General features: G+C 57.1%; 22 protein-coding genes and 1 tRNA gene. 10 read left to right on the top strand and 13 right to left on the bottom strand.

Features of this window, described 5'->3' with window-relative positions:
• Positions 1-18 precede the first annotated feature (18 nt).
• Positions 19-357, bottom strand: a complete 339-nt coding sequence (locus tag RAL88_RS10540; protein ID WP_306269375.1) for a P-II family nitrogen regulator — start codon at positions 355-357, stop codon at positions 19-21.
• Positions 358-669: 312 nt separating this feature from the next.
• The gene (gene tesB, locus RAL88_RS10545; RefSeq protein ID WP_306269376.1) at positions 670-1575 is read right to left on the bottom strand and encodes an acyl-CoA thioesterase II; all 906 of its coding nucleotides are present in this window, start codon (positions 1573-1575) and stop codon (positions 670-672) included.
• A gap of 175 nt (positions 1576-1750) precedes the next feature.
• On the opposite strand from tesB, the gene RAL88_RS10550 reads away from it, so the two are divergent.
• Positions 1751-3019, top strand: a complete 1269-nt coding sequence (locus tag RAL88_RS10550; RefSeq protein ID WP_306269379.1) for a ubiquinone biosynthesis hydroxylase — start codon at positions 1751-1753, stop codon at positions 3017-3019.
• A gap of 1 nt (position 3020) precedes the next feature.
• Complete coding sequence (locus RAL88_RS10555; RefSeq protein WP_306269381.1) at positions 3021-3518, top strand: DUF3291 domain-containing protein; 498 nt, start codon at positions 3021-3023, stop codon at positions 3516-3518.
• Between the two features lie 15 nt (positions 3519-3533).
• Here the strand turns inward: RAL88_RS10555 and RAL88_RS10560 are convergent, their stop codons facing one another.
• The 3 genes from RAL88_RS10560 to RAL88_RS10570 form a co-directional block, all read right to left on the bottom strand.
• Entirely contained in the window at positions 3534-4511 is a 978-nt protein-coding gene (locus tag RAL88_RS10560; RefSeq protein ID WP_306269383.1) for an alpha/beta hydrolase, read from the bottom strand.
• A 188-nt stretch (positions 4512-4699) separates the two neighbouring features.
• Positions 4700-5062, bottom strand: coding sequence for a DUF6768 family protein (locus RAL88_RS10565; RefSeq protein ID WP_306269387.1), 363 nt, complete (start codon positions 5060-5062; stop codon positions 4700-4702).
• Positions 5055-5615 (bottom strand): RNA polymerase sigma factor, encoded by a 561-nt coding sequence (locus RAL88_RS10570; protein ID WP_306269388.1) that lies wholly within the window; start codon positions 5613-5615, stop codon positions 5055-5057. The genes RAL88_RS10565 and RAL88_RS10570 overlap by 8 nt, the downstream gene beginning before the upstream one ends.
• Before the next feature lie 185 nt (positions 5616-5800).
• On the opposite strand from RAL88_RS10570, the gene RAL88_RS10575 reads away from it, so the two are divergent.
• Positions 5801-7009, top strand: coding sequence for an NAD(P)/FAD-dependent oxidoreductase (locus tag RAL88_RS10575; protein ID WP_306269390.1), 1209 nt, complete (start codon positions 5801-5803; stop codon positions 7007-7009).
• Between the two features lie 22 nt (positions 7010-7031).
• Here the strand turns inward: RAL88_RS10575 and RAL88_RS10580 are convergent, their stop codons facing one another.
• The 6 genes from RAL88_RS10580 to ltnD all read right to left on the bottom strand — a co-directional run bounded on the left by RAL88_RS10580 (position 7032) and on the right by ltnD (position 11486).
• Positions 7032-7640, bottom strand: a complete 609-nt coding sequence (locus RAL88_RS10580; RefSeq protein ID WP_306269391.1) for a TetR/AcrR family transcriptional regulator — start codon at positions 7638-7640, stop codon at positions 7032-7034.
• A gap of 113 nt (positions 7641-7753) precedes the next feature.
• The gene (locus RAL88_RS10585; protein ID WP_306269392.1) at positions 7754-7930 is read right to left on the bottom strand and encodes a Trm112 family protein; all 177 of its coding nucleotides are present in this window, start codon (positions 7928-7930) and stop codon (positions 7754-7756) included.
• Between the two features lie 274 nt (positions 7931-8204).
• Entirely contained in the window at positions 8205-8873 is a 669-nt protein-coding gene (locus RAL88_RS10590; protein ID WP_371932174.1) for an LON peptidase substrate-binding domain-containing protein, read from the bottom strand.
• Between the two features lie 32 nt (positions 8874-8905).
• The gene (gene trxA, locus RAL88_RS10595) at positions 8906-9889 is read right to left on the bottom strand and encodes a thioredoxin (protein ID WP_371932175.1); all 984 of its coding nucleotides are present in this window, start codon (positions 9887-9889) and stop codon (positions 8906-8908) included.
• A gap of 145 nt (positions 9890-10034) precedes the next feature.
• The gene (locus RAL88_RS10600) at positions 10035-10556 is read right to left on the bottom strand and encodes a prolyl-tRNA synthetase associated domain-containing protein (RefSeq protein ID WP_306269395.1); all 522 of its coding nucleotides are present in this window, start codon (positions 10554-10556) and stop codon (positions 10035-10037) included.
• A 12-nt stretch (positions 10557-10568) separates the two neighbouring features.
• Positions 10569-11486, bottom strand: coding sequence for an L-threonate dehydrogenase (gene ltnD / locus RAL88_RS10605; RefSeq protein WP_306269397.1), 918 nt, complete (start codon positions 11484-11486; stop codon positions 10569-10571).
• 246 nt (positions 11487-11732) lie between these two features.
• On the opposite strand from ltnD, the gene RAL88_RS10610 reads away from it, so the two are divergent.
• Positions 11733-11807: transfer RNA gene (locus RAL88_RS10610), tRNA-Gly, on the top strand.
• Positions 11808-11914: 107 nt separating this feature from the next.
• On the opposite strand, the gene RAL88_RS10615 is transcribed toward RAL88_RS10610, so the two are convergent.
• Positions 11915-12115, bottom strand: a complete 201-nt coding sequence (locus tag RAL88_RS10615; protein ID WP_306269399.1) for a hypothetical protein — start codon at positions 12113-12115, stop codon at positions 11915-11917.
• A gap of 339 nt (positions 12116-12454) precedes the next feature.
• Here RAL88_RS10615 and RAL88_RS10620 point away from each other — a divergent pair, with 339 nt between their 5' ends.
• The 6 genes from RAL88_RS10620 (at position 12455) to RAL88_RS10645 (ending at position 19807) form a co-directional block, all read left to right on the top strand.
• The gene (locus tag RAL88_RS10620) at positions 12455-13402 is read left to right on the top strand and encodes a tripartite tricarboxylate transporter substrate binding protein (RefSeq protein WP_306269401.1); all 948 of its coding nucleotides are present in this window, start codon (positions 12455-12457) and stop codon (positions 13400-13402) included.
• Positions 13403-13495: 93 nt separating this feature from the next.
• Positions 13496-14968 carry a tripartite tricarboxylate transporter permease gene (locus RAL88_RS10625; RefSeq protein WP_306269403.1) on the top strand — a complete coding sequence of 491 codons (1473 nt, stop codon included), beginning with the start codon at positions 13496-13498 and terminating at the stop codon, positions 14966-14968.
• On the top strand, positions 14961-15467 hold the full coding sequence (locus tag RAL88_RS10630; protein ID WP_306269405.1) for a tripartite tricarboxylate transporter TctB family protein: 507 nt from the start codon (positions 14961-14963) through the stop codon (positions 15465-15467). The genes RAL88_RS10625 and RAL88_RS10630 overlap by 8 nt, the downstream gene beginning before the upstream one ends.
• 132 nt (positions 15468-15599) lie before the next feature.
• The gene (locus RAL88_RS10635) at positions 15600-16661 is read left to right on the top strand and encodes a LacI family DNA-binding transcriptional regulator (protein WP_306269406.1); all 1062 of its coding nucleotides are present in this window, start codon (positions 15600-15602) and stop codon (positions 16659-16661) included.
• A 142-nt stretch (positions 16662-16803) separates the two neighbouring features.
• The gene (locus RAL88_RS10640; RefSeq protein WP_306269408.1) at positions 16804-18291 is read left to right on the top strand and encodes a sulfatase-like hydrolase/transferase; all 1488 of its coding nucleotides are present in this window, start codon (positions 16804-16806) and stop codon (positions 18289-18291) included.
• A gap of 22 nt (positions 18292-18313) precedes the next feature.
• Entirely contained in the window at positions 18314-19807 is a 1494-nt protein-coding gene (locus RAL88_RS10645) for a sulfatase-like hydrolase/transferase (protein ID WP_306269410.1), read from the top strand.
• Here RAL88_RS10645 and RAL88_RS10650 read toward each other — a convergent pair.
• A complete protein-coding gene (locus tag RAL88_RS10650; RefSeq protein ID WP_306269412.1) occupies positions 19804-20175 on the bottom strand; it encodes a helix-turn-helix domain-containing protein in 372 nt (123 codons plus the stop codon). The genes RAL88_RS10645 and RAL88_RS10650 overlap by 4 nt on opposite strands.
• Positions 20176-20179 lie beyond the last annotated feature (4 nt).

A 20179-nucleotide genomic window follows, 5' to 3' on the forward strand; every position in this document is an offset into this window, starting at 1 on the left:
CTTTAAACCACGCGCAGTTCACAGCGCTTCGGAGTCGCTTTCGCCGGTGCGGATACGCACCGCACTTTCAAGCGCGAAGGAGAAGATCTTACCGTCACCGATCTGGCCGGTTTTTGCTGCCGCTGCGATGGCTTCGATGGCCTGCTCGGCAATGTCGTTGCTGACGGCCACCTCGATTTTCAGTTTTGGCAGAAAACTGACCGCATATTCTGTACCGCGGTAGATTTCCGTATGGCCCTTTTGCCGCCCATAACCCTTGACTTCGGTCACTGTCAGACCCTGCACGCCAATGCCCGTCAGCGCATCGCGCACTTCATCCAGCTTGAATGGCTTTATGATTGCCATGATGATTTTCATATAGTCGCTTCCCGTTCTGGTGTGTCGGTTGCTGCCTCACAGGCTTCGATTAGCCTCGTTTGGTCGACACTTCTGCATCACACGGCATGCAGACAGATCCTGCACCCGGTATTGCTCAGCAGTATTTATTCAAGCTTCGTGCCAGAACCGAGATATATCGGCATTTTCTTCGTAACAGATTGATTTTTTTAATGGTTTTTGGGAGAGTTATACAGCCTCAGACCCCCAAAAACCGGGCGTCTTCGCAGATGTACAATTCGATTTAACCGAAAATGCCTATTTTATCATCGCATGCGAAAGAATGCCTATTATTTAGACGATTTGGCGGATGAGGCCTTCCTGAGCAACAGAAGCAATCAGTTTTCCATCGCGGCTGTAGATCGATCCACGGCAAAAGCCTCTGGCATTTGACGAACTTGGACTGTCCTGGCTGTACAGCATCCAGTCATGGGCCTGGAACGGGCGGTGAAACCACATGGCGTGGTCAAGACTGGCCATCTGCAACTTGCCGACAAACATATTCAGCCCGTGGGCAAACAGCGCCGTATCCAGCAGCGTCATATCCGACATATAGGCCAGAGCGCATTTTTGCAGGGCGGCATCATCCGGCAGGGGGCTGCTGCTGCGCACCCAGACCTTCTGGAGCGGCGGCAGCTTTTCCCGGCTGACATAATGCGTCAGGTCAATCGGGCGGAATTCAATCGGGCGGTCGCGTTCCCAATAGCGTTTCACCGGTGCCGGCACATTGGGCTGGCTCAGCATCATTGCCTTCATCTCCGATTCGCCCATCAGGCTCTCCGGATCCGGTACCGCGTCCATATCAATCTGGTGCTCAAGCCCCTCTTCCAGCACCTGAAACGAGGCTGACATGATGAAAATCTCTTTGCCGTGCTGAAACGCAACCACGCGCCTGGTGCAGAAACTGCGACCGTCACGAACCCGTTCAACCTCGTAGAATATCGGAATACTGGGATCGCCGGGACGTAGAAAATAGCCATGCAGCGAATGCAGCACCCGGTCTTCAACGCTTCGCGAAGCCGCCACCAGAGCCTGACCGATCACCTGGCCGCCATAGACCCGTTGCCAGCCATCCTGCGGGCTCTGACCACGATATCTGTCTGCCTCAATCCGCTCCAGATCCAGAATCGCCATCATCCGGTCAATTGCGGATCGGGAGTTTGCCGCGGCTTCTGGCTTGTCGGTTTCAGACCCGGTCATCAGGTTCTCCAGGAGCGCTGTTGAGAGAGATACAATATCTCGCTGCGCCTTTCTCTAACAAGTGTCCGGCCTGCAGCCAATGCGGATTTGGCGCGAAAATCTCTGCCCGCATGTTGAAAGCCATGCTAGATAAGGCCATCTTCAGCCTGACCCGTGTGAAATCTGGAACAGCACCATGGCCGCAACCAAATCCTCGAACCAGAATGCCGATGGACCCGAAATTCCCTTTGATGTGGTGATTGCTGGTGCCGGTTATGCCGGTCTGGCCATGGCGCTTGCCCTGAAAACATCCCTTCCGGACATGAAGGTCGGCATCATTGATCCGCGCGATCCGCGCGCCCCGTCGGAAGATCAGAGATCGTCCGCAATTGCCGCTTCCGGTCGCAATCTGTTTCAGGCGCTGGGCGTTTGGGATGATATGGTATCCGCGGCCGAGCCAATCCGCGAGATGATTGTTACGGACAGCGAGACCGGAGATGCCGTGCGTCCGGTTTTTCTGACTTTTGCAGGCGACGCTGACAGCGCTGCGCCTTTTGCCCATATGGTGCCCAATCAGGTCATGGTGCACACACTTGCCGTTGCAGCGGAAAATCGCGGCCTTGAATTTCTGCCGCCCGGCCGGGTCACTCATTTTTCCCTGGACGGGCCGGTTCAGCGCCTTACCTTGAGCACAGGCAAAATAATCATGACCCGATTGTTGATTGCTGCCGATGGTGTGCGCTCCGCCCTGCGCCAACTGGCCGGTATCAGAACCGTGGGCTGGCAGTATGGCCAGAGCGCTATTGTCTGCACCATTTCCCACACCGAACCGCATCATGGCCGCGCCTGGGAGCATTTCCTGCCCGCCGGTCCTTTTGCAATTCTGCCGCTGCCATCAAAAGGGGATCAGCACCGCTCCTCGCTGGTCTGGACCGAGGCCGATGGCGATGCAAAACGTTTGGTCGCGGGCGATGAGTTCACCTTTCGCATGGAACTGGAACGCCGCATCGGCCATGAATTGGGCACGCTGTCGCTGGCCAGTCCACGACAGTCATTTCCGCTCGGTCTGATGGTCGCCCGGGATTTTGTCCGCCCGCGCTTCGCTTTGCTGGGAGATGCAGCTCACGGTATCCATCCGATTGCCGGTCAGGGCCTGAATCTGGGTCTGCGTGACGTCGCCGCCCTAGCGGAAACTCTGGTCGATGCAGCCCGTCTGGGGCTTGATTTCGGCACATTGGACGTGTTGCAGAATTACGAGCGCTGGCGCCGCGCCGACACCGTTCAAATGGCAGCCACCACCGATATACTCAACCGCCTGTTCTCCAACAACCTGCCGCCGATACGTCTGGCCCGCACATTCGGCCTTGGACTGGTCAACCGGATGCCGGGGCTGAAAAAACGCTTTATCGGCGAGGCCGCTGGCTTTTCCGCTCAGCCCAAGCTGCTGCAGGGCGAGTTGATCTGAAGTGCGCCTCGCCGCCTATAATTTCGGTGTTTTCAAGCAGCCGGCAGAAGATGCTCAAAATGAGGGCTGGCGCGAACGCCATGATCCGCTGATGCACCACGTCGGCAGCGCCCCGGGCTTTGTCGCCCGCTCCGGCTATGATGGCGAACCGGGACCGCCAAGTTGGGGCACCCAGATTTTTCCCCGGTTTTATCACGAGCGCGGCGATGGCTGGTCACCGGCCACCCTGTCGCTGTGGCTGGATTTGCAATCGCTATTCAACTTCACCTATTCCGGCCTGCACCGGGAGGCATTCGTTCTTGGCAAAACCTGGTTTGAGCGCGGAGTCTGGCCTCCCTATGTGTTGTGGTGGGTGGAAGCCGACCATATCCCGGACTGGGCTGAGGGCGTGGCACGCTTTGAATATCTCCATGATCACGGCTCAACACCGCATGCCTTCAACTTCAAGCAGGCCTTTGACGGGGCCGGCCAACCGACGCGCTTGCGGCAGGCGACATAGGACAATAGAGCCGGACTATTTCGCTGCAGAACTGTGTTGCCGGACCTTCCCCGTATGGACAAATTCCGTAGCCGCACGAATCGTATCAGGCGCATATAGAATGCGCCGGTGGCCCAGACCCGGCATGGGTTGCAAGGTGACCTTTGCGCTGGATGCGGCCATCGCTTGCGCGCCTGAAAAAGGCACCTCCTTGTCATCCGGCGCATGCAACAGCAACGTCGGTACGCAAGCCTCCTGCAGCATGTCGGCACTTTCAAAATGCTCAAGCGGCCGTCCGGCCAGCGGCACAACCAATTCATCGAACAGGGTCTGGGTTTTGCGATTGAGACCGACCGCGCGCCCGAATCCGTGAAAAATCCATTGCATCGAATGCGGCGTGGCGATCAGCACAAGCCGCTTCAATGGTACTTTGGCAAATACCGGAATGAGGCCAGACACAAGTGTACAGGCTACGGCACCGCCGAAGGAATGCGCGATAATGCTGTGCCAGGGCCCGGTGCGCTGGTGCAGCTCGCTCATCGCGTTGACCGCTTTGGGCAGATGCAACTGCCGCGCTGACGAATTGCCATGCGCCGGCAAATCCACTGCGACAACACGATAGCCTTTGGCTAGGAGTGGGCTGGCAAAACTCAACATATAGGAGGAGCGGCCGGTCCAGCCGTGGACCAGAACCACTGTTTTTGTGGAATCCGACACTGTCTGGGGATCAAAAATATAGCTCCGCAAATTCTGATCATTTGCCGTGCCTTGGGTCTGGTCAATTCCGTCAGCGTCAAAACGCGGCCCGTCGCGATAGGGGACATCCATTTGTGTCGCGGCAGCGAGGCGTTTTTCAGCGCGCCGCGTCATCGCCGTCTCCCGGTCTGATAGAGCGTTGCTTCGCGGCGGTGTGCAGAACAGTCGAAAAGCTGTTCTGGCCGTCAGCGCCGGTGCCAGAACATTGCCGATCGACACCGCAAACCGCAATGCTTTCAAACCTGTGGACGTCACCATATGTTACAATCCTGGCGGGCGATGCGGTCTCAATTAAGCCGGAGAGCAGACCCCATTTATCTTTATATAGTGTCAGTCTGTGGCAAGTGCAGGGGATGTGAGCCCGCACCCTCAAGATCAGGCACCCGCACCGGATCGCCCCAGTGTGGGCGTGTCAGTGCGGGCCTTCGCAGCGCGGATCGGTTACCTTACGCTTTCTGCCGCGCCAGCATCAGTTCGATGCGCTTCAATTCGCGAATGATCCGGTCCGCCTGCATTTGCGGCGTCAGGCTCAGCTTCAACTGGGTCGCCATCAGCGCCAGGGTTACGGCCGAAAGGCCCCATTTCAGGGCGGGCAACATGTCCGTTGCTGCAAAGAAACGGAACCCGGCCCATACCGCGCCGACAAACATCGCGGTCTGCACGATCATCAGCACCCATGTCACCCACCCCAGCTTGCCGGAAAACTGGCTGATGCCAAGAGCAAAGAACCCCAGTTCCTCGGTCTGATGCAGAATGTCACGGTCCTGCTCTTCCAGGGCTTCTTCAATCAGTCTGTCCAATTTATTCATCACTGTCTCCTGTCAGAATGTGTTTCAGTTTACTGCGCGCATGCATCAACCGCGTTTTGATGGTTCCCACCGGCACATCAAGCGCGATCGCAACCTCGACAACGCTCATATCTTCCAGATAGAACAGGGCGATGGTGGCGGCATGTCCGGGCGGCAGAGCATCAATCGCCGCCCGCACTTTTGTGGCATCAGAAGCGTCCACAAAATCGCCGGCTCCGTCTTCGAGCGCCGTGCCGGCTTCAAGGGTCAACTCCTGCGCCAATCTGCGCCGGGATGCTTTACCGTCAATCAAACGACCGCATTTGCGCGTCACAATCCGCATTGACCAGGCCGGAAAACTCATTGGGTCCCGTAACGCTCGAAGGCCGCGAAAGATATCAACCCAGGCTTCCTGCACCGCGTCTCTGGCTTCTTCGCGATTGCCCAGAAGACGTGTGGCGTGGCTCAAAAGCCGCGGTCCGCGCAATTCTACCAGACGCGTAAAAGCCGTTCTGTCTCCCAGCCTGGCGCTGGCCACAAGGTAGTCTTCAAGGATGCGGCTCGCGCGGCGCATAACACCTCTCAAAATACGGTTCTCATAGCTAAGGTGCACCCGCCGTCTCAACCGGTTCAATATAATCTCCAGAATATTTCAGGTTACATTGAAACAGTTCGTGCGCTTGATGATCTCACATCTTTTGAATTTCCGGCAAAGACGGTATAGAGCCGCAGCCATCAGTCACCTGGACAGTACCCTCAATGCCATCACCTAACTCTCACTATGACGCCATTATTCTTGGAGCTGGTGGTGCCGGTCTGATGTGTGCCGCGATTGCCGGACAGCGCGGCCGGCGCGTGCTGCTGCTGGATCATGCGGCGGAGCCGGGTCGGAAAATTCTCATTTCCGGCGGCGGGCGCTGCAATTTCACCAATATTCACACCGCCCCGGACCGCTATCTGTCAGCCAATCCGCATTTCGCCAAATCCGCCCTTGGCCGCTACAGCGCCGCTGATTTTCTCGCTCTTGTCGAGCGCCATCGCATTGCCTGGCATGAAAAGACCCTGGGTCAGCTGTTCTGCGACGGCTCTGCCCGGCAGATTGTCGCGATGCTGATGAGCGAATGCGACCAGGGCCACGTAGAGCTGCGCCTTGATGCCTCACCGCGTGACATCAGCCATTGCGATGGCTTGTTTCAACTCAGCCTCGGCACCCGAACCGTAAGGGCGGCTGCGCTGGTGATAGCCACCGGCGGACCGTCCATTCCAAAACTCGGCGCAACCGGCTTTGCCTACGAGCTGGCGCGCAGCTTCGGTCTGAAAATTGTAGAACCGCGCCCCGCCCTTGTGCCCTTTACGCTTGGGCCGCAGGAAGCGCTGTTTCGTGATCTGTCCGGTGTCGCGACCGACATCATCGCCCGCTGCGGAAAGACCGGTTTTCGCGAGGCAGCCCTGTTCACCCATAAGGGCCTGTCCGGTCCCGCCATTTTACAGATTTCATCCTATTGGCGTCATGGCCAGACCATCGGCGTGGATTTTCTCCCCGGCCACGAGCCGGGCTGGTTGTGTCGGACAAAACGCGAAAAACCGCGTGCAGCGCTGCAAAGCATTCTGTCCGCCCGTCTGCCGGACCGGCTCGCCGAAACTCTGGCCGGCCGACTTGCGCAAACGCTGGAGGGCCAGACGGATCTCACCCGGGAGCTGGCAAATCTGTCCGACAAGGCGCTGACGACGGTCGAACAAAACCTTGCCGACTGGCAGTTTCATCCCAGCGGCACTGAAGGCTTTGCCAAGGCCGAAGTTACCATTGGCGGCATCAGTACTGCTGAATTATCCTCAAGAACCATGGCGGCGAAACGGGTTCCCGGACTTTATGCCATCGGCGAGGCAGTTGATGTGACCGGCTGGCTGGGGGGCTACAATTTTCAGTGGGCCTGGGCCAGCGGCTGGGCTGCGGCCCAGGCATTGTAGATGGGCGCTTCAAACTCGCGCTTTAGTTGATGTCGTGGTGGACGGCCCGCAATAACACTTCGCGTTGTTCGGCACATAGCCGCATCAGGATTTGCGGATCCGATGTACCGTGGGCCAGTACAATCGCGCCCTGCCACAAGGCAATGCTCTGCTGCGCCGCGACCATTCCGTTGGGATGGCCCGCCCGCATCAACTCGCGACCCAGAAACGCCGTCAGCATGGTCAGTGCCTCGGAGGCTTTGCGCGCTGCCTTTGGAGCAACCCCAGCAAAATCGGAGATCGACCGGGCAATCGGGCAACCAGCTTTGGCGCGGCTCATATGGGATTTTTCCAGCATGTCGAAAAATGCCTCGATCCGCTTGCGCGCCAAGGCATGGGAATTGCCGAAGGCAGTCGGAAAACGGGCTTCGATATCTTCCAGGACGGCCTGTGAGCCCTGAACGAACATCTCGGCCACAGCCTCTGCCATTTCGGTCTTGCTCTTGAAATAATAGTAGACATTGCCAATCGGCACATCCGCCTGGCGCGCCAGATCGGCAATGCTGGTTGCGGCAAACCCCTTTGACCAGAATAATTGCGCCGCGCTGTCTTCAAGACGCTGACGCTTTGAGCGACCCGATTTGTCCGCCATAAGCCATCCCCTTCGCAACCGGTAAAAGTTAGTCGGTCAACTTATGTTATGCCGATTTATCCTGCGATGGAAGGGTTTCCTGTTCAGATCATGCCGATGCTGTCAGAGGAAAGTCACTCATCCAGCGGTTCCGCTTCATCCAGCAGCATAATGGGAATGCCGTCGCGGACCGGGAATTTCAGCTTGGCTTTTTTGCTCACCAGCCAGTTGCCCTCCTCATCCAGCACCAGAGGACTGCGCGTCACCGGGCAGACCAGCAATTCCAGAAGTTTTCGGTCGGGCTGGGTCACGCTGTCAGGTCCTAGATCGCTTCATGGTTACATTGAATCATTTGACCGGAATTGCTCGTTTGCCGGCTAGGCACACTTCGCGCCGTGGTCTTCATGACCACAAGCGAAGTGTAACGACGTCCGGCGGGCGTGCAAATTCGGCCTTCGGTGCTCCATATCAGCCCACCGGACAGCGTTAGCCAACTTGCCCGATGCGCAGCATCGCGCCGCGTTGACTGCCTTGCCGATGAACTGATCTGGAGCATCAAATGGTTCAATGTAACCGTGAAGCGATCTACTGCAGCGGACTTGTACCATCATCGCCGCGGGCCAGTTCCATTTCGGTGATGGCGATCAGGGTTTCCGCCCTGGTCTTCAAATCGGGTGCCTCCAGCAGGGCCTGCTTTTCGGCCGGTCCGTAAGGGCTCATCATCGACAGCGCATTGACCAGTGATTCCGTCGAGGCCTGATTGATGCTTTCCCAGTCGGCTTCCATGTCATTGGCTTCCAGATAATCCCGAAATGTCGCCAGTAGAACGTCACGATCCACTTCCCGCTCCGCCAGTTCGCCATCCATATCGCCGAGAAACGGCAGGATTGAAATCCGCGCCTGGCGGTAAGGCGTCATCGTTGTCAGTTCCTGGGTCAGTTGAAACCGGGTGACGCCCATCAGTGTGACAAGGTAACGGCCATCGCCCGACTCCGACCACGAGACGATGCGCCCCAGACAGCCGCGTTCGCACAGCGCATCCGATTTCCCCTCCACGTCGCCCAACGCTGGCTGGATCATCCCGATCAGCCGGTCGCCGGCCAGCGCCGCGTCGATCATCGCCAGATAACGCGGCTCAAAAATGTTCAGCGGCATCTGTCCCTTGGGCAGCAGCAACGCGCCACTCAAAGGAAAAATCGGTACGGAAGACGGGAAGTCCTCCGCGCTGTCAAACGTCTTGTTACCAACTTGCACTGACATATCCGGCTCCTTCGGCTGAACCATGTCTACGAAAACAACAGCGCCGATAATTTGCGGCGTCCCGATTTCGTGGCTGGATCCTTGGCACCCCAGGTTTCAAAGAACTGCAGCAATTGCGTCCGCGCAGCATCTTCATTCCAGGCGCGGTCATGCTGCATTATATGGAGCAGATGATCCGCAGCACCAGCCCTGTCGCCGCGGCCGTTCAGCGCAAGCGTCAGATCAAACCGCAATTGATGATTATCCGGATCAGCCGCCAGTTGCGTCTCCATGTCTCCGGCATCCCCCAGAGCTTCGGCCTGTTTGATCAGTTCGATCTTGGTTTCCACTGTCGCCAGTGCAGGATCATCGGCCAGTTGCGGTACTTGCTGGCGTACCATCGCCAGCAGCTCCAGCGCCTTGTCGGCCTGATCGGTGCCGATATAGCACTCCGCCATGCCGACCACAGCTGCCACAGTTTCAGGCTCGGCCTGCAGGATCGCCGCATAAATCTGCGCCGCGCCGCCAAAGTCCTTGGCGTCAAGCGCGGCCTGGCCCTGTTCCAGCATGTCATCAATCGGCGAGGGACCAGCCGGACCAGCCAGCTTGTCGATGAATTCGGTAATCTGGCTTTCCGGCACAGCGCCCATGAACCCGTCTGCCGGCTGCCCGTCCTTGAACGCAACCACGGCAGGGATTGACTGAATGCCCATCTGGCCGGCGACTTCCGGATGGTCTTCAATATTCATCTTCACCAGCTTGACCCGGCCACCGGCCTTTTGCACTGCCGCTTCCAGCAGCGGTGTCAGCTGTTTGCAGGGACCACACCAGGGCGCCCAGAAATCAACCAGCACCGGCTGCTGTTTCGAGGCCTCGATCACGTCGGCGACAAAGCTCTGCATTGTCGTGTCCTTGATCAACTCGCCACTGGCTGCGCCACCCACCAGGCCATTATCCGCAGCATTTGCCGCTGCGCCAGCCATCGGCGCGCCACCCATCGATGCCGACAGGCCGGAACCCTGATCACTCATTGACGCGCCGCCAACTGCGCCGCCCATTTGAAATTTTTCATCCATCATGCTCTTGCCCTATGCTCGTCTTTAGTCTGCCGTTAGTACAACAGTCTCATTAACGTTCCAAATGGGGTTTTAATCCCACATAACAACCGGCCTGCACTCAGCCTGCCGGCTGACCGGCCGGCACTGCAAGCGCGGTAAAATCAAGCCGGTTTGCGGTAAATCCAATGGCCTCGACAAAACGCTGCAGATCCGTGGATTTTAAGGTCGTGGTCATGGTGTTTTCCAGCGGGTGGAAATTCACCTTTTCATACGCCATCAACGCCTCGTCCAGCCACAGGGTGCAGCGCTTCTGACTATCATTCATCAGCGCGAACGGATTGACCGATCCCGGCGTCATGCCCAGCACATCCATCAACAGTTCGGGCTTGCCAAAACTCAGCCGCTGCGAGCCAATATGGCGGTGCAGGCTTTTCAGATCCACGACACTGGCCTGTTCCGCCACCACCAGAAAAAGCCCGCCCTTCTTGTCTTTCAGAAAAAGATTTTTGGAATGCCCGCCGGGCAGTTCACCATGCAGCTGCTGGCTGTCCGCCACCGTGAACAGCGCCGGATGCGACACAGTTTGATGGGCAATATCCAGCTCGTCCAGCCTGGCAAACAGATCGTCCCTTGTAATCATCCCCGCCTCACATCAGGCTTTTGCCGGCAGATCAAGACCGGCATTTCTGGCATAGACTTTTGCCACCGCCGCATCATCCTCTGCGCCAAGACCCGATCCCGATGCTGCCAGAAACTGCTGCAGCGCTGCTGCGGTCAGTGGCGCGCCAAATTTTTTGCCGCGCGCCATATCCAGCACGATACCCAGATCCTTCGGCCAGATATCCACCGCCGAATGCGGCGTGTAATCCCCCGCCACCACATGCGGTCCGCGATTTTCAAACATCCAGCTCGACCCGGCGCATTGCGATATCACATCAACCATCTGCTGGCCGTCGACGCCATGCGCCATGCCAAAGGTCATCGCCTCGGCCATCGCGGCAATATGCACACCGGCGAGCAATTGATTGACCGCCTTCATCGCCGAACCAGTGCCCGGCTTTGGACCCAGATTGAACACCCGCTCGGCCATCGCATTAAGCGCTGGCTGCGCCGCCGCAAACGCGGCATCCGCGCCGGAAGCCATGATCGTCAACTGGCCCTTTGCGGCTTTCACCGATCCGCCGGAAATCGGCGCATCGAGATAGTGCAGATCCAGCGCCTCGCAGCGCGCCGCCATATCTTCGGCAAACTGCGGCGGCACCGTTGCGCAGGCGATGATCGCCGTGCCCTTGCCAAGCTTTGCCGCAAGACCCGATGGCCCGAACAGGATCTGCTCGGTCTGTGGCGCATTCAGCACCACCAGCACCACGCAGGAGAACCGCCCTGCCAAATCCTGCAGATCGCCGCTTTTACCGCCCGCCGCAACAAACCGATCAACCGCAGCGCTGTTTACATCGAAACCATAGGCATCAAGCCCTGCCGCCACCAGAGATCCTGCCATGCCGGACCCCATTGAGCCGAGCCCGACAACGCCGACCGAACCTGTTGAAGTCGTCGCTTTATCACTCATATCTGCCTCTTTCGATGTGCGGCCTGCCGCTGTAAAGCTCTTTCATTTACCGATATGCGGCGGATTGCAACCACCCGGCCGCGTTTTGTCGCCAGGGCGCAAACTGCTGGCCACCTGCAGCAGCGGATGGCGCTTGCCAGCACCGCCCCGCCACCTCGTAAAAAAGCTGAATCTTTAGCTTGCTTTTCCATTTTTCTTGCGCCATATGTGCCAGCGCAACCGAAGAGGTTGCCAATACCCAAGGATGCGGGCGTAGCTCAGGGGTAGAGCACAACCTTGCCAAGGTTGGGGTCGGGCGTTCGAATCGCCTCGCCCGCTCCATTTTCCAGAATGTTTACACGATGATGCTGGCAGCAGCGCCGCGATTTTAATTTGCTGCCGTCTATTTATCATCCAGCGCAACATTTTGACCCCCCAATTGATATTCATCACAAATCACCGTCATAGTCTGTCGCCAGGACCACGCAGCAATTGCCGGGGACGACGCGGCCGGGTTGGCGCCGACCGTAGACCATGCCGTCGATTGCGTAGTGCAAGATCTCCGGCTCACGCCACGGGTGGGCAAGATCGTCAATCCGTACGGATTTTTCGAAGTCTATGGTGGTATGCGATGTGGATTTTCGAGCCATCGAATACTCCTATTGATGCAGGATTGAGACCGCCAGCGGCAAGGGATTTGCTCAGCCTTGCCTCTCCAATCCCAGACTCTTCAACAATTCAGGCCGGTCGATCCCGCTGCATTTCTGGTCCTCTGTCGAGTCTTCGCCGGGGAAGTTGCCGAAAAATGAGACCTTGCGCTCGGTGGAGTATGAAGTTAATGTACTCGAGAACATAAGGCCTGTAAAGTGGCGCAAGATGGAAGAGGCTGTGCGCGAAATCGATCTTTTCGATCGCAAATTACCTCGACATATATGCAATTCAAAACCCAGTAGAAAAACCAAGCCTGTAATACCGAACCGGAGGAAAACATGACCAAATTGAAAGCAATTGTTGCTGGAGCCTTTGCTCTTGCACTTGGCAACCAGGCTGCGACGGCCCAGGACTACCCCCAAGAGCCCATCCGTATGATTGTTGCGGCGGGCGCAGGGGGCGGCACGGATGTGCTGGTTCGCACTATCCAGCCTTATCTGGAAAAAGAACTGAACGGCACCATTGTCGTTGTGAATGTGCCCGGCAGCGGTTCTGTTGGTGGCAGCCGGCAGGTCTATGAAGCTGACCCGGACGGCTACAGCGTGCTGGTCAATCACGTCACGCTGCTGACCGCGATGGCGCTGGGCAAGGCCGACTTTAAAATTACCGATTTTGAGTTGGCCGCGCTTGGCGTGGAAATCCCGCTTGTTTCGGTCGTGCCAGCCAGTTCGAAAATCACCAACCTTGATGAGTTGATGGAACTTGCCAGAGGCAGTGACCCGGTGATTTCCGGAGTGAATCTGGGCGCCGTGAATCATTTTTCGATGTTGATGCTTGAGGCCAATGGCAAGGGTGCCAAGTTCCGCTATGTCCAGACAGGCGGCGGTGCTGCCACCACAGCGGCACTTCTTGGAGAACATATCAATGTGGGTGTTCTGGCCGGTTCAGAAGCGTTGCCGATTACAGAATCGGGCGAAGTGCGGGTGATTGCAGCCCTGGGCGGCGATCGGATTTCATATTTCCCGGATGTGCCCACAGCAACCGAACAAGGCTACCCGATGAATATGGGAGTTGAGTATATGTGGCTGATGCCGGCTGGCACCCCGCAAGACCGTGTTGAACGTTTCGGCGCCGCCTTGAAAGCTGTTCTGGCCAATCCGGAGATTGCCGAGACGCTTACAAAGCGTGGCATGGTGCCTACCTTCCAGACGGGCAGTGAAGCGGCAGGCGAGGTTGCCGAGCTGTACAAGACGCTTGAAAGCGTAGCCGCCGCGATGGAAAAATAAAATCCTGCACGTGCAGAGTACGGCCGGTTCATTTTGGACCGGCCGCAATTATCCAAACTGTCGCCGGAATAACTCAATCAAGCGAAAGCCGACATGGATTTTCTTGCCCCTTTGCTGCAGGCGCTGGCGCCGGTAACGCTGCTCTACATCACAATCGGTGTGTTTCTCGGCATTACCATCGGGGCAATACCGGGCCTGACAGGGTCGATGTTGATCGCACTGAGCCTGCCATTCACATTCACAATGGAAGCCGTCAACGCGATTGCGATGTTGATCGCAATGTATGTGGGCGCCGTATCCGGATCGCTGATTACTGCGGTCTTGATGCGCATGCCGGGAACCGCAGCGTCGGTAATGACGACGTTTGACGGTTATCCGATGACCCAGAATGGAAAGGCCGGGCGCGCCATCGGACTGGGTATCGCGGCCAGCTTCATTGGCGGTATCATATCATGGATGTTTCTGATTGCCCTGGCAGAGCCGCTCAGCCGGATTGCCGTAAGATTTACCGAATTTGATTTTTTCTCGATGATCGTCATGGCGCTGCTTTTGCTGGTTGTGCTGAGCAAGGGCAACATGATCAAGGGACTGATCGCCGGGCTTCTGGGCATTCTCATCGCCCTGCCCGGGCTTGACCCGATTGGCGGCAATTACCGCTTCACTTACGGCATTGCGGAACTGCGCGACGGGTTCAAACTGCTTCCGGTTCTGGTCGGCCTGTTTGCCGGCAATCAGATACTCTCGGAGATCATCAAGCCGGGCAAAGGGCGGGTGCAAAGCGGGATCAGCCAATCGCTCCATGGCATGTTCATGTCGCTGAGCGACTTGCGGCGGCATGGTGTCAATTTGGTGCGGTCCTCGGTGATTGGCACATGGATTGGTATTCTACCCGGTGTCGGCGCCAATATCGGCTCCGCCTTTGCCTATTCTGTCGCAAAGTCGTTCTCCAGCGAACCGGAAAAATACGGCCACGGATCGGAAGAAGGCGTGATCGCTTCGGAAAGCGCCAACAATGCAACCGTCGGCGGTGCATTGGTGCCCCTGATTGCGCTTGGAATACCCGGCAGCGTGGTCGATGCGATCCTGATTGGCGGGCTCGTCATTCATGGCTTGCAGCCCGGACCCGGCCTCTACCGGTCCAATCCGGAATTTGTCCAAACCATCCTTGCCTCAGTCCTCATCGCCAATGTCATCATGCTCGCCCTGATGTATCTGATCACGCCCTGGATTGCCCGCATTGCTGCCGTTCCCACCAAGCTGCTGCTGCCGGGAATTCTGGTTCTCAGTGTCATCGGCTCGTTTGCGCTGGCTAACAGCTGGTTTGACGTTCTGGTGATGTTGGGATTTTCTGTCGTCGGCTTTGGAATGGAGCGGCGCAATTATCCGCTTGCGCCACTGGTCATCGGCCTGGTGCTTGCCCCTCTTGCCGAAACTTCATTTCGTAACGCGACCATGTATACTGACGGTGATATCCTGCCTTTGGTATTCACACCAATACCCGTTGCCTGCATGGTTCTGACGGGAATCATGTGGTATTTCATGTTCAGGATCCGCAAAAATGGATGACCACGAGAGCCAAGAGCAGACAGCCGCTTCGGTACTGGCGATTGTCGCCGGGCTTCACGTGGAAATCGCCATTTTGATCTTCTGCGCGATCATACTGATGGGCACCGGCAAGACCAAAGGGCCGGTATTTGATGCAGTTGGCCCGGATTTCCTGCCTTCGGCTGTCGCCATTCTGGTTGGTTTGCTGGTGTTGGTTCAAATTGGCTTTCAGCTCCGTCGCAATCTGCGTCAACCGCCGCCACCATTGATGGTAGATTCTGCAATTGTGCGGAAAACCGCGCTTTTTTCAATTGCGACTGCGCTGTTCGTCGCCGCTCTGGTTTATCATATTCTTCCGCTCTATCTGGCCAGCGGTGCCTTTGTCGCTTGTGCGACCCTTCTGTTGTCGCATCGGCCAGGCTGGCGCGATGCTGTGTATGGCGTGGTATCCGGACTGATTCTTGGGGCAGTCCTGCAATATGTCTTCACGCAGATTCTGTATATCGATCTGAACGGATAACTGACTTTACCAAGCGAGGCGCGCAGCGCATTCGATACCGCGGCGGGGCAACCATATGGAGCTGCACTGCGTTTCCCTGAAACAATGAATTGTCTTAAGGTTGCAATTCATTCCACAAACCGGGACACCGACGTGAAAGATGCCAAATACAAACGTCCCCGGATGATTGATATTGCGCGCGAAGCCAACGTCAATCGGATCACGGTTTCAAGAGCTTTGTCGCGGCCCGATCTGGTGGCTGACGAGACGCTCCAGCGCATAAACAAGGCCATCGCAAAAGCGGGTTACATACCCGATCAGGTCGCGCGCGGGCTGAGATCCGAGCGCAGCAAAATAGTAACACTGGTGACGCCACCCCAGATGGCGGGGGTTTATGGCTCCATGCTGGAGCAACTTGCATTGCAGCTGCATGCTGGTGGTCTGATTGTCAATCTGTTTCCACTGCTTGACGCGGAGGAACAGCGCGAAACCACACTGCGTGAATTGGCCGGATGGCGCCCGGCCGCAATTGTTCTGTTTGGCGCCCAACTCAGCGACAATATGCGCGAAACCCTGCGCAACACCCGTTCGCCCAGCATCGAACTGTTGAATTATGACGAGAACGGCCCGATTGCCTGTATCGGATACGATCAGCGCGCAGCGGCACTGCAATTATCCCGGCATCTTCTCGAGCGCGGCTACCGGCGCTTGACCTATGTCCATTCTGCCAATCCGTTAAGTTCCATGAACATCAAGCGCGTCACCGGTTTTGCTGACGGGATCAGGAACGCTGGCGGTACATTTTTTCCAGTTGGCCATGATGATGAATTCGCGGCTGCGAATGCTTTGGAGGTGCGCGGCCTGGAGTTGAAGGCAAACCCGACCTTCATTGAAGGCTTCGAACTTATGAGCAGGCTTGCGGCCGCAGATCAGATACCAGATGCGATGCTGTTTGCCAGTGATATGGTGGCGGTCGGCGCTTTGCAGTTCTGTTTGTTGAACGGACTGCGCGTGCCACGCGATGTAGCGTTATCTGCGTTTGACGGAACGGAACTGGCTTCCGTCGTCCAGCCGGGTCTGACCAGTCTGGACGCGCCTTTTGAAAAGATTGCGCAACAGGGTGCACAGGAAATCCTGCGTCTGACCCAGGATGGCGAAAGCGAAATCAGACGGATATGCGTCGCAACCCAAATCATTCATCGCGACAGCACCTGAAGCTATTTCACCGAATAACTTCCTGCCCCGAACCTTGTAAAACACCGCAACCCCGTTTTTCTTTACATAGCAAATGTTCTCGAGTACATAATGGGTATCGCCCGCGTGGATTGAAGCGGGTATTGGGGGGTTCTTGTGCTGCATGTCTGATCAACCGAACCTGCTTTTTATCTTTTCTGATCAGCATTCTGCACGGGTTGCTGGCTATAGCGGCGATCCGCTGGCCGAGACGCCCAATCTCGACAAGCTTGCCGCAGGCGGTGTTGTGTTTGACAATGCCTATTGCTCATCACCGATTTGTACCCCCTCCAGAATGTCGGCGATGACAGCACGCCATCCCTATCGCAATCGTGTCTGGGGCAATCAGGACATCCTGCATTCGGGCATCCCGACCTTCGCCCATGCCCTTGGCGCGGCGGGGCTGGACCCCGTGCTGGTCGGGCGTTTGCATTCGGTCGGCCCCGATCAACTGCTCGGCTATGCGCGCCGGGAAGTCGGCGATCACCATTCCAATTGGAGCGGTGTTGCGCGCGTCGATATGGGTCCTCTGCAAGGCACTGCCTCACCTGACCGGCGCAGCCTGCTGAATTCCGGCAGCGGGCAAAGCGCTTATGAAGTCAAAGACAAGGATGTGATCGAAGCCACACTGCTGGAACTCGATCAATTTGCCGCCGAGATTGCACAAGGGACGCGCCAGCGCTTTGCCATGACGTGCGGTCTGATGCTGCCCCATGCACCCTTCGTCGCCCGAGCCGACGATTTCAAACGCTTCGAGGATCTTGTCGGACTTGCGCATCCGCGAAGCCCGCAGCCCGGCCATGAACATCCGTGGTTGGCACAATGGCGTGAAAAATGCGGGATTACCGACGTTTCCGAGGCCGAAGAAAAGCGCGCCCGTGCCGCCTATTATGGCTTGGTCGCGTCAATGGATCGGGCGATTGGCAAGGTTCTGGATCGGCTGGAAGCGCTCGGTCTCGCGGACAATACGCTCGTTGTCTATGCCTCCGATCATGGCGAGCAACTGGGTGCCCACGGGATGTGGTGGAAACACACCTTCTACGAAGAGTCCGTCAAGGTTCCGATGATCCTGCGCTGGCCTGGCACGCTGCCGGCAGGCGAACGGCGCCATCAGGTTGTCAATCTCATTGATCTGACCGCAACCATGTTGGAGGCCGCAGGTGCGCCGGCATTGCCCGAATCGGACGGCATCAGTTTTCTTAACGTTGCCCGCTCGGCCGATGCCCCCTGGATCGATTGTGCCTTTTCTGAATATTGCCACGGCTCACGTTTTGACTGGGGCATTGCCGGCACCAGCCAGAACCGCATGATCCGACAGGGCCGCTACAAATTGATCTACTATCACGGGTTTGTGCCACAGCTCTTTGACCTTGATGAAGATCCTCTCGAAGAATGCGATCTTGCCGGCGATAGCGCCCACGCGAGCATCGTCAAGCAATTGACCGAAGCGGTGTTGCGCGGCTGGGATCCCGACGCTGTTCGTGCGCAAATCGAGGAGACGCTTGATGCCAAGGCGCTTCTGCAGAAATGGGCGCAACAGGTCAATCCCCCCAGCGCTTACATGTGGCAGATGCAATCTGACCATAATTGGCTCGATGCCAAACCAGAATGAACCGCATTCAGTGGACCTAGAAATGACCAAGCCTCAACCTGACATTCTGCTGCTTTATTCCGACCAGCACGCTCCCATTGCCGGATGTTATGGCGATGCGATCGTAAAGACGCCAAACCTCGACAAACTGGCGAACAGCGGCACGCTCTTTACGAATTGCTATTGTCCCTCTCCTATCTGCCTGCCCTCGCGCATGTCGTTTCTCACCGCGCGTGAACCCCATCGCCAGAGTGCCTGGACCAATCGCGACATCCTGCCATCAGGCATCCCGACTTTTGCGCATTCGCTGGGGGCGGCGGGCTACGATACTGTGTTGGCCGGGCGCATGCACTCAATAGGGCCTGATCAGATGCGCGGTTACAGCCGCCGGTTGGTTGGCGATCATTCGGCAAATTGGCTGGGTGGTGTGGCACATGATCTTGGACCACTGGCAAAAGCCAATGATCCGTGGCGAGACAGCCTCACCGCATCTGGCCCCGGCCGGTCGGCTTATGAAACCTATGATCATGCTGTGACAGAAGCAGCGATTGACCAGTTGGAAGAAATCGGGCGGCGCCGGGCTGACGGTGACAGCCGGCCATTTGCACTGACGATCGGCTGGATATTGCCGCACGCACCCTATGTATGTTCGCCCGAATTATTTGAAGCCTACAAGGGCAAGGTGCCGCCACCCTCGATCGCGCCGCCTGAAGACGAACATCCGCACTATGAATGGTGGCGCAAGGATCGCGGAGTTGCTGACGCCACACCCACTGAAACCATGCGTGCACGCACTGCCTATTACGGGCTCGTGGAAACGCTGGACACGATGATCGGGCGTGTGCTTTCCGCGCTGAAGCAGGCTGGCCTGTCTGATAACACGCTTGTCATTTATACGTCTGATCACGGCGAGCATTTGGGCAATCGCGGATTATGGTGGAAATCCACGCTGTACGACGAAGCCGCAAAAGTTCCATTGATCATGAGCCTGCCAGGCGTCATACCTGCCAATCAGAGCTGCGAGTCCATTGTCAATCTGACCGATGTGACGGCGACGATGCTGGACATCGCGGGTGCCAAAGAACTTCCGAACAGCCAGGGCCAGAGTTTTGCTGGCGTGTTTGAAAATCCGGCGATGCCGTGGAGTGACGAGACCTTCTGCGAATATGTCAATGACGGGGTACCACCCTGGGCCGGCGGGCGTGAAGTAATCCAACGCATGGTGCGCCTTGGTCGCTATAAATACATCTATCATCACGGTCATCGCGATCAGCTGTTCGATCTGCAGGACGACCCCCCGGAATTGCGTGACCTGATCGATGATCCGGCTTTTGCAGGCGTAGGGCAACGGCTGCTTGATCGTGTGCTCGCCGGCTGGGACCCAAATGCAATTTCCGCCAGTCTTGCTACCAATGGCGCAGATCAGGCAATGCTCGAAGAGTGGGCGAAAGCCACGCGCCCCACAGACCTGCTGCGGTGGGAAATGAAGGCCGAGGACAATTGGCTGACCCCATTGTCATATGATCTCAACTCTTAAACCAGATCATCAATTGTAAGGCCCAACACACCAGCTATGGCTGACAGCGTGCTCACACGGCCCTCTTTCTTCCCGGTTTCAATCTCGGACAGGTAGGCTTGGCTGACACCTGCTTTCCCGGCAAGTTCGACAGCTTTAAGACCGCGGTATTCACGCCAGACACGAATTGGGTTTTCGCCGTCGATGAGACGGTTTGCGAATTCAAAAGGGATCTGCTCTTCCTCTCCGCTTGCAAGTTTGCGTTCGATATCACGATGTGCCTGCGCATCCTGAATGTCTTCAACAGCGTCTTGAAGCTTTTCAAATTCAACACGAGGCAACACAACCATTTCGCTGCCATCGGGGGCTCTGATAAATTGTACGTCCATGATA

This window comes from Pararhizobium sp. IMCC3301, from assembly GCF_030758315.1.
GTDB lineage: Bacteria > Pseudomonadota > Alphaproteobacteria > Rhizobiales.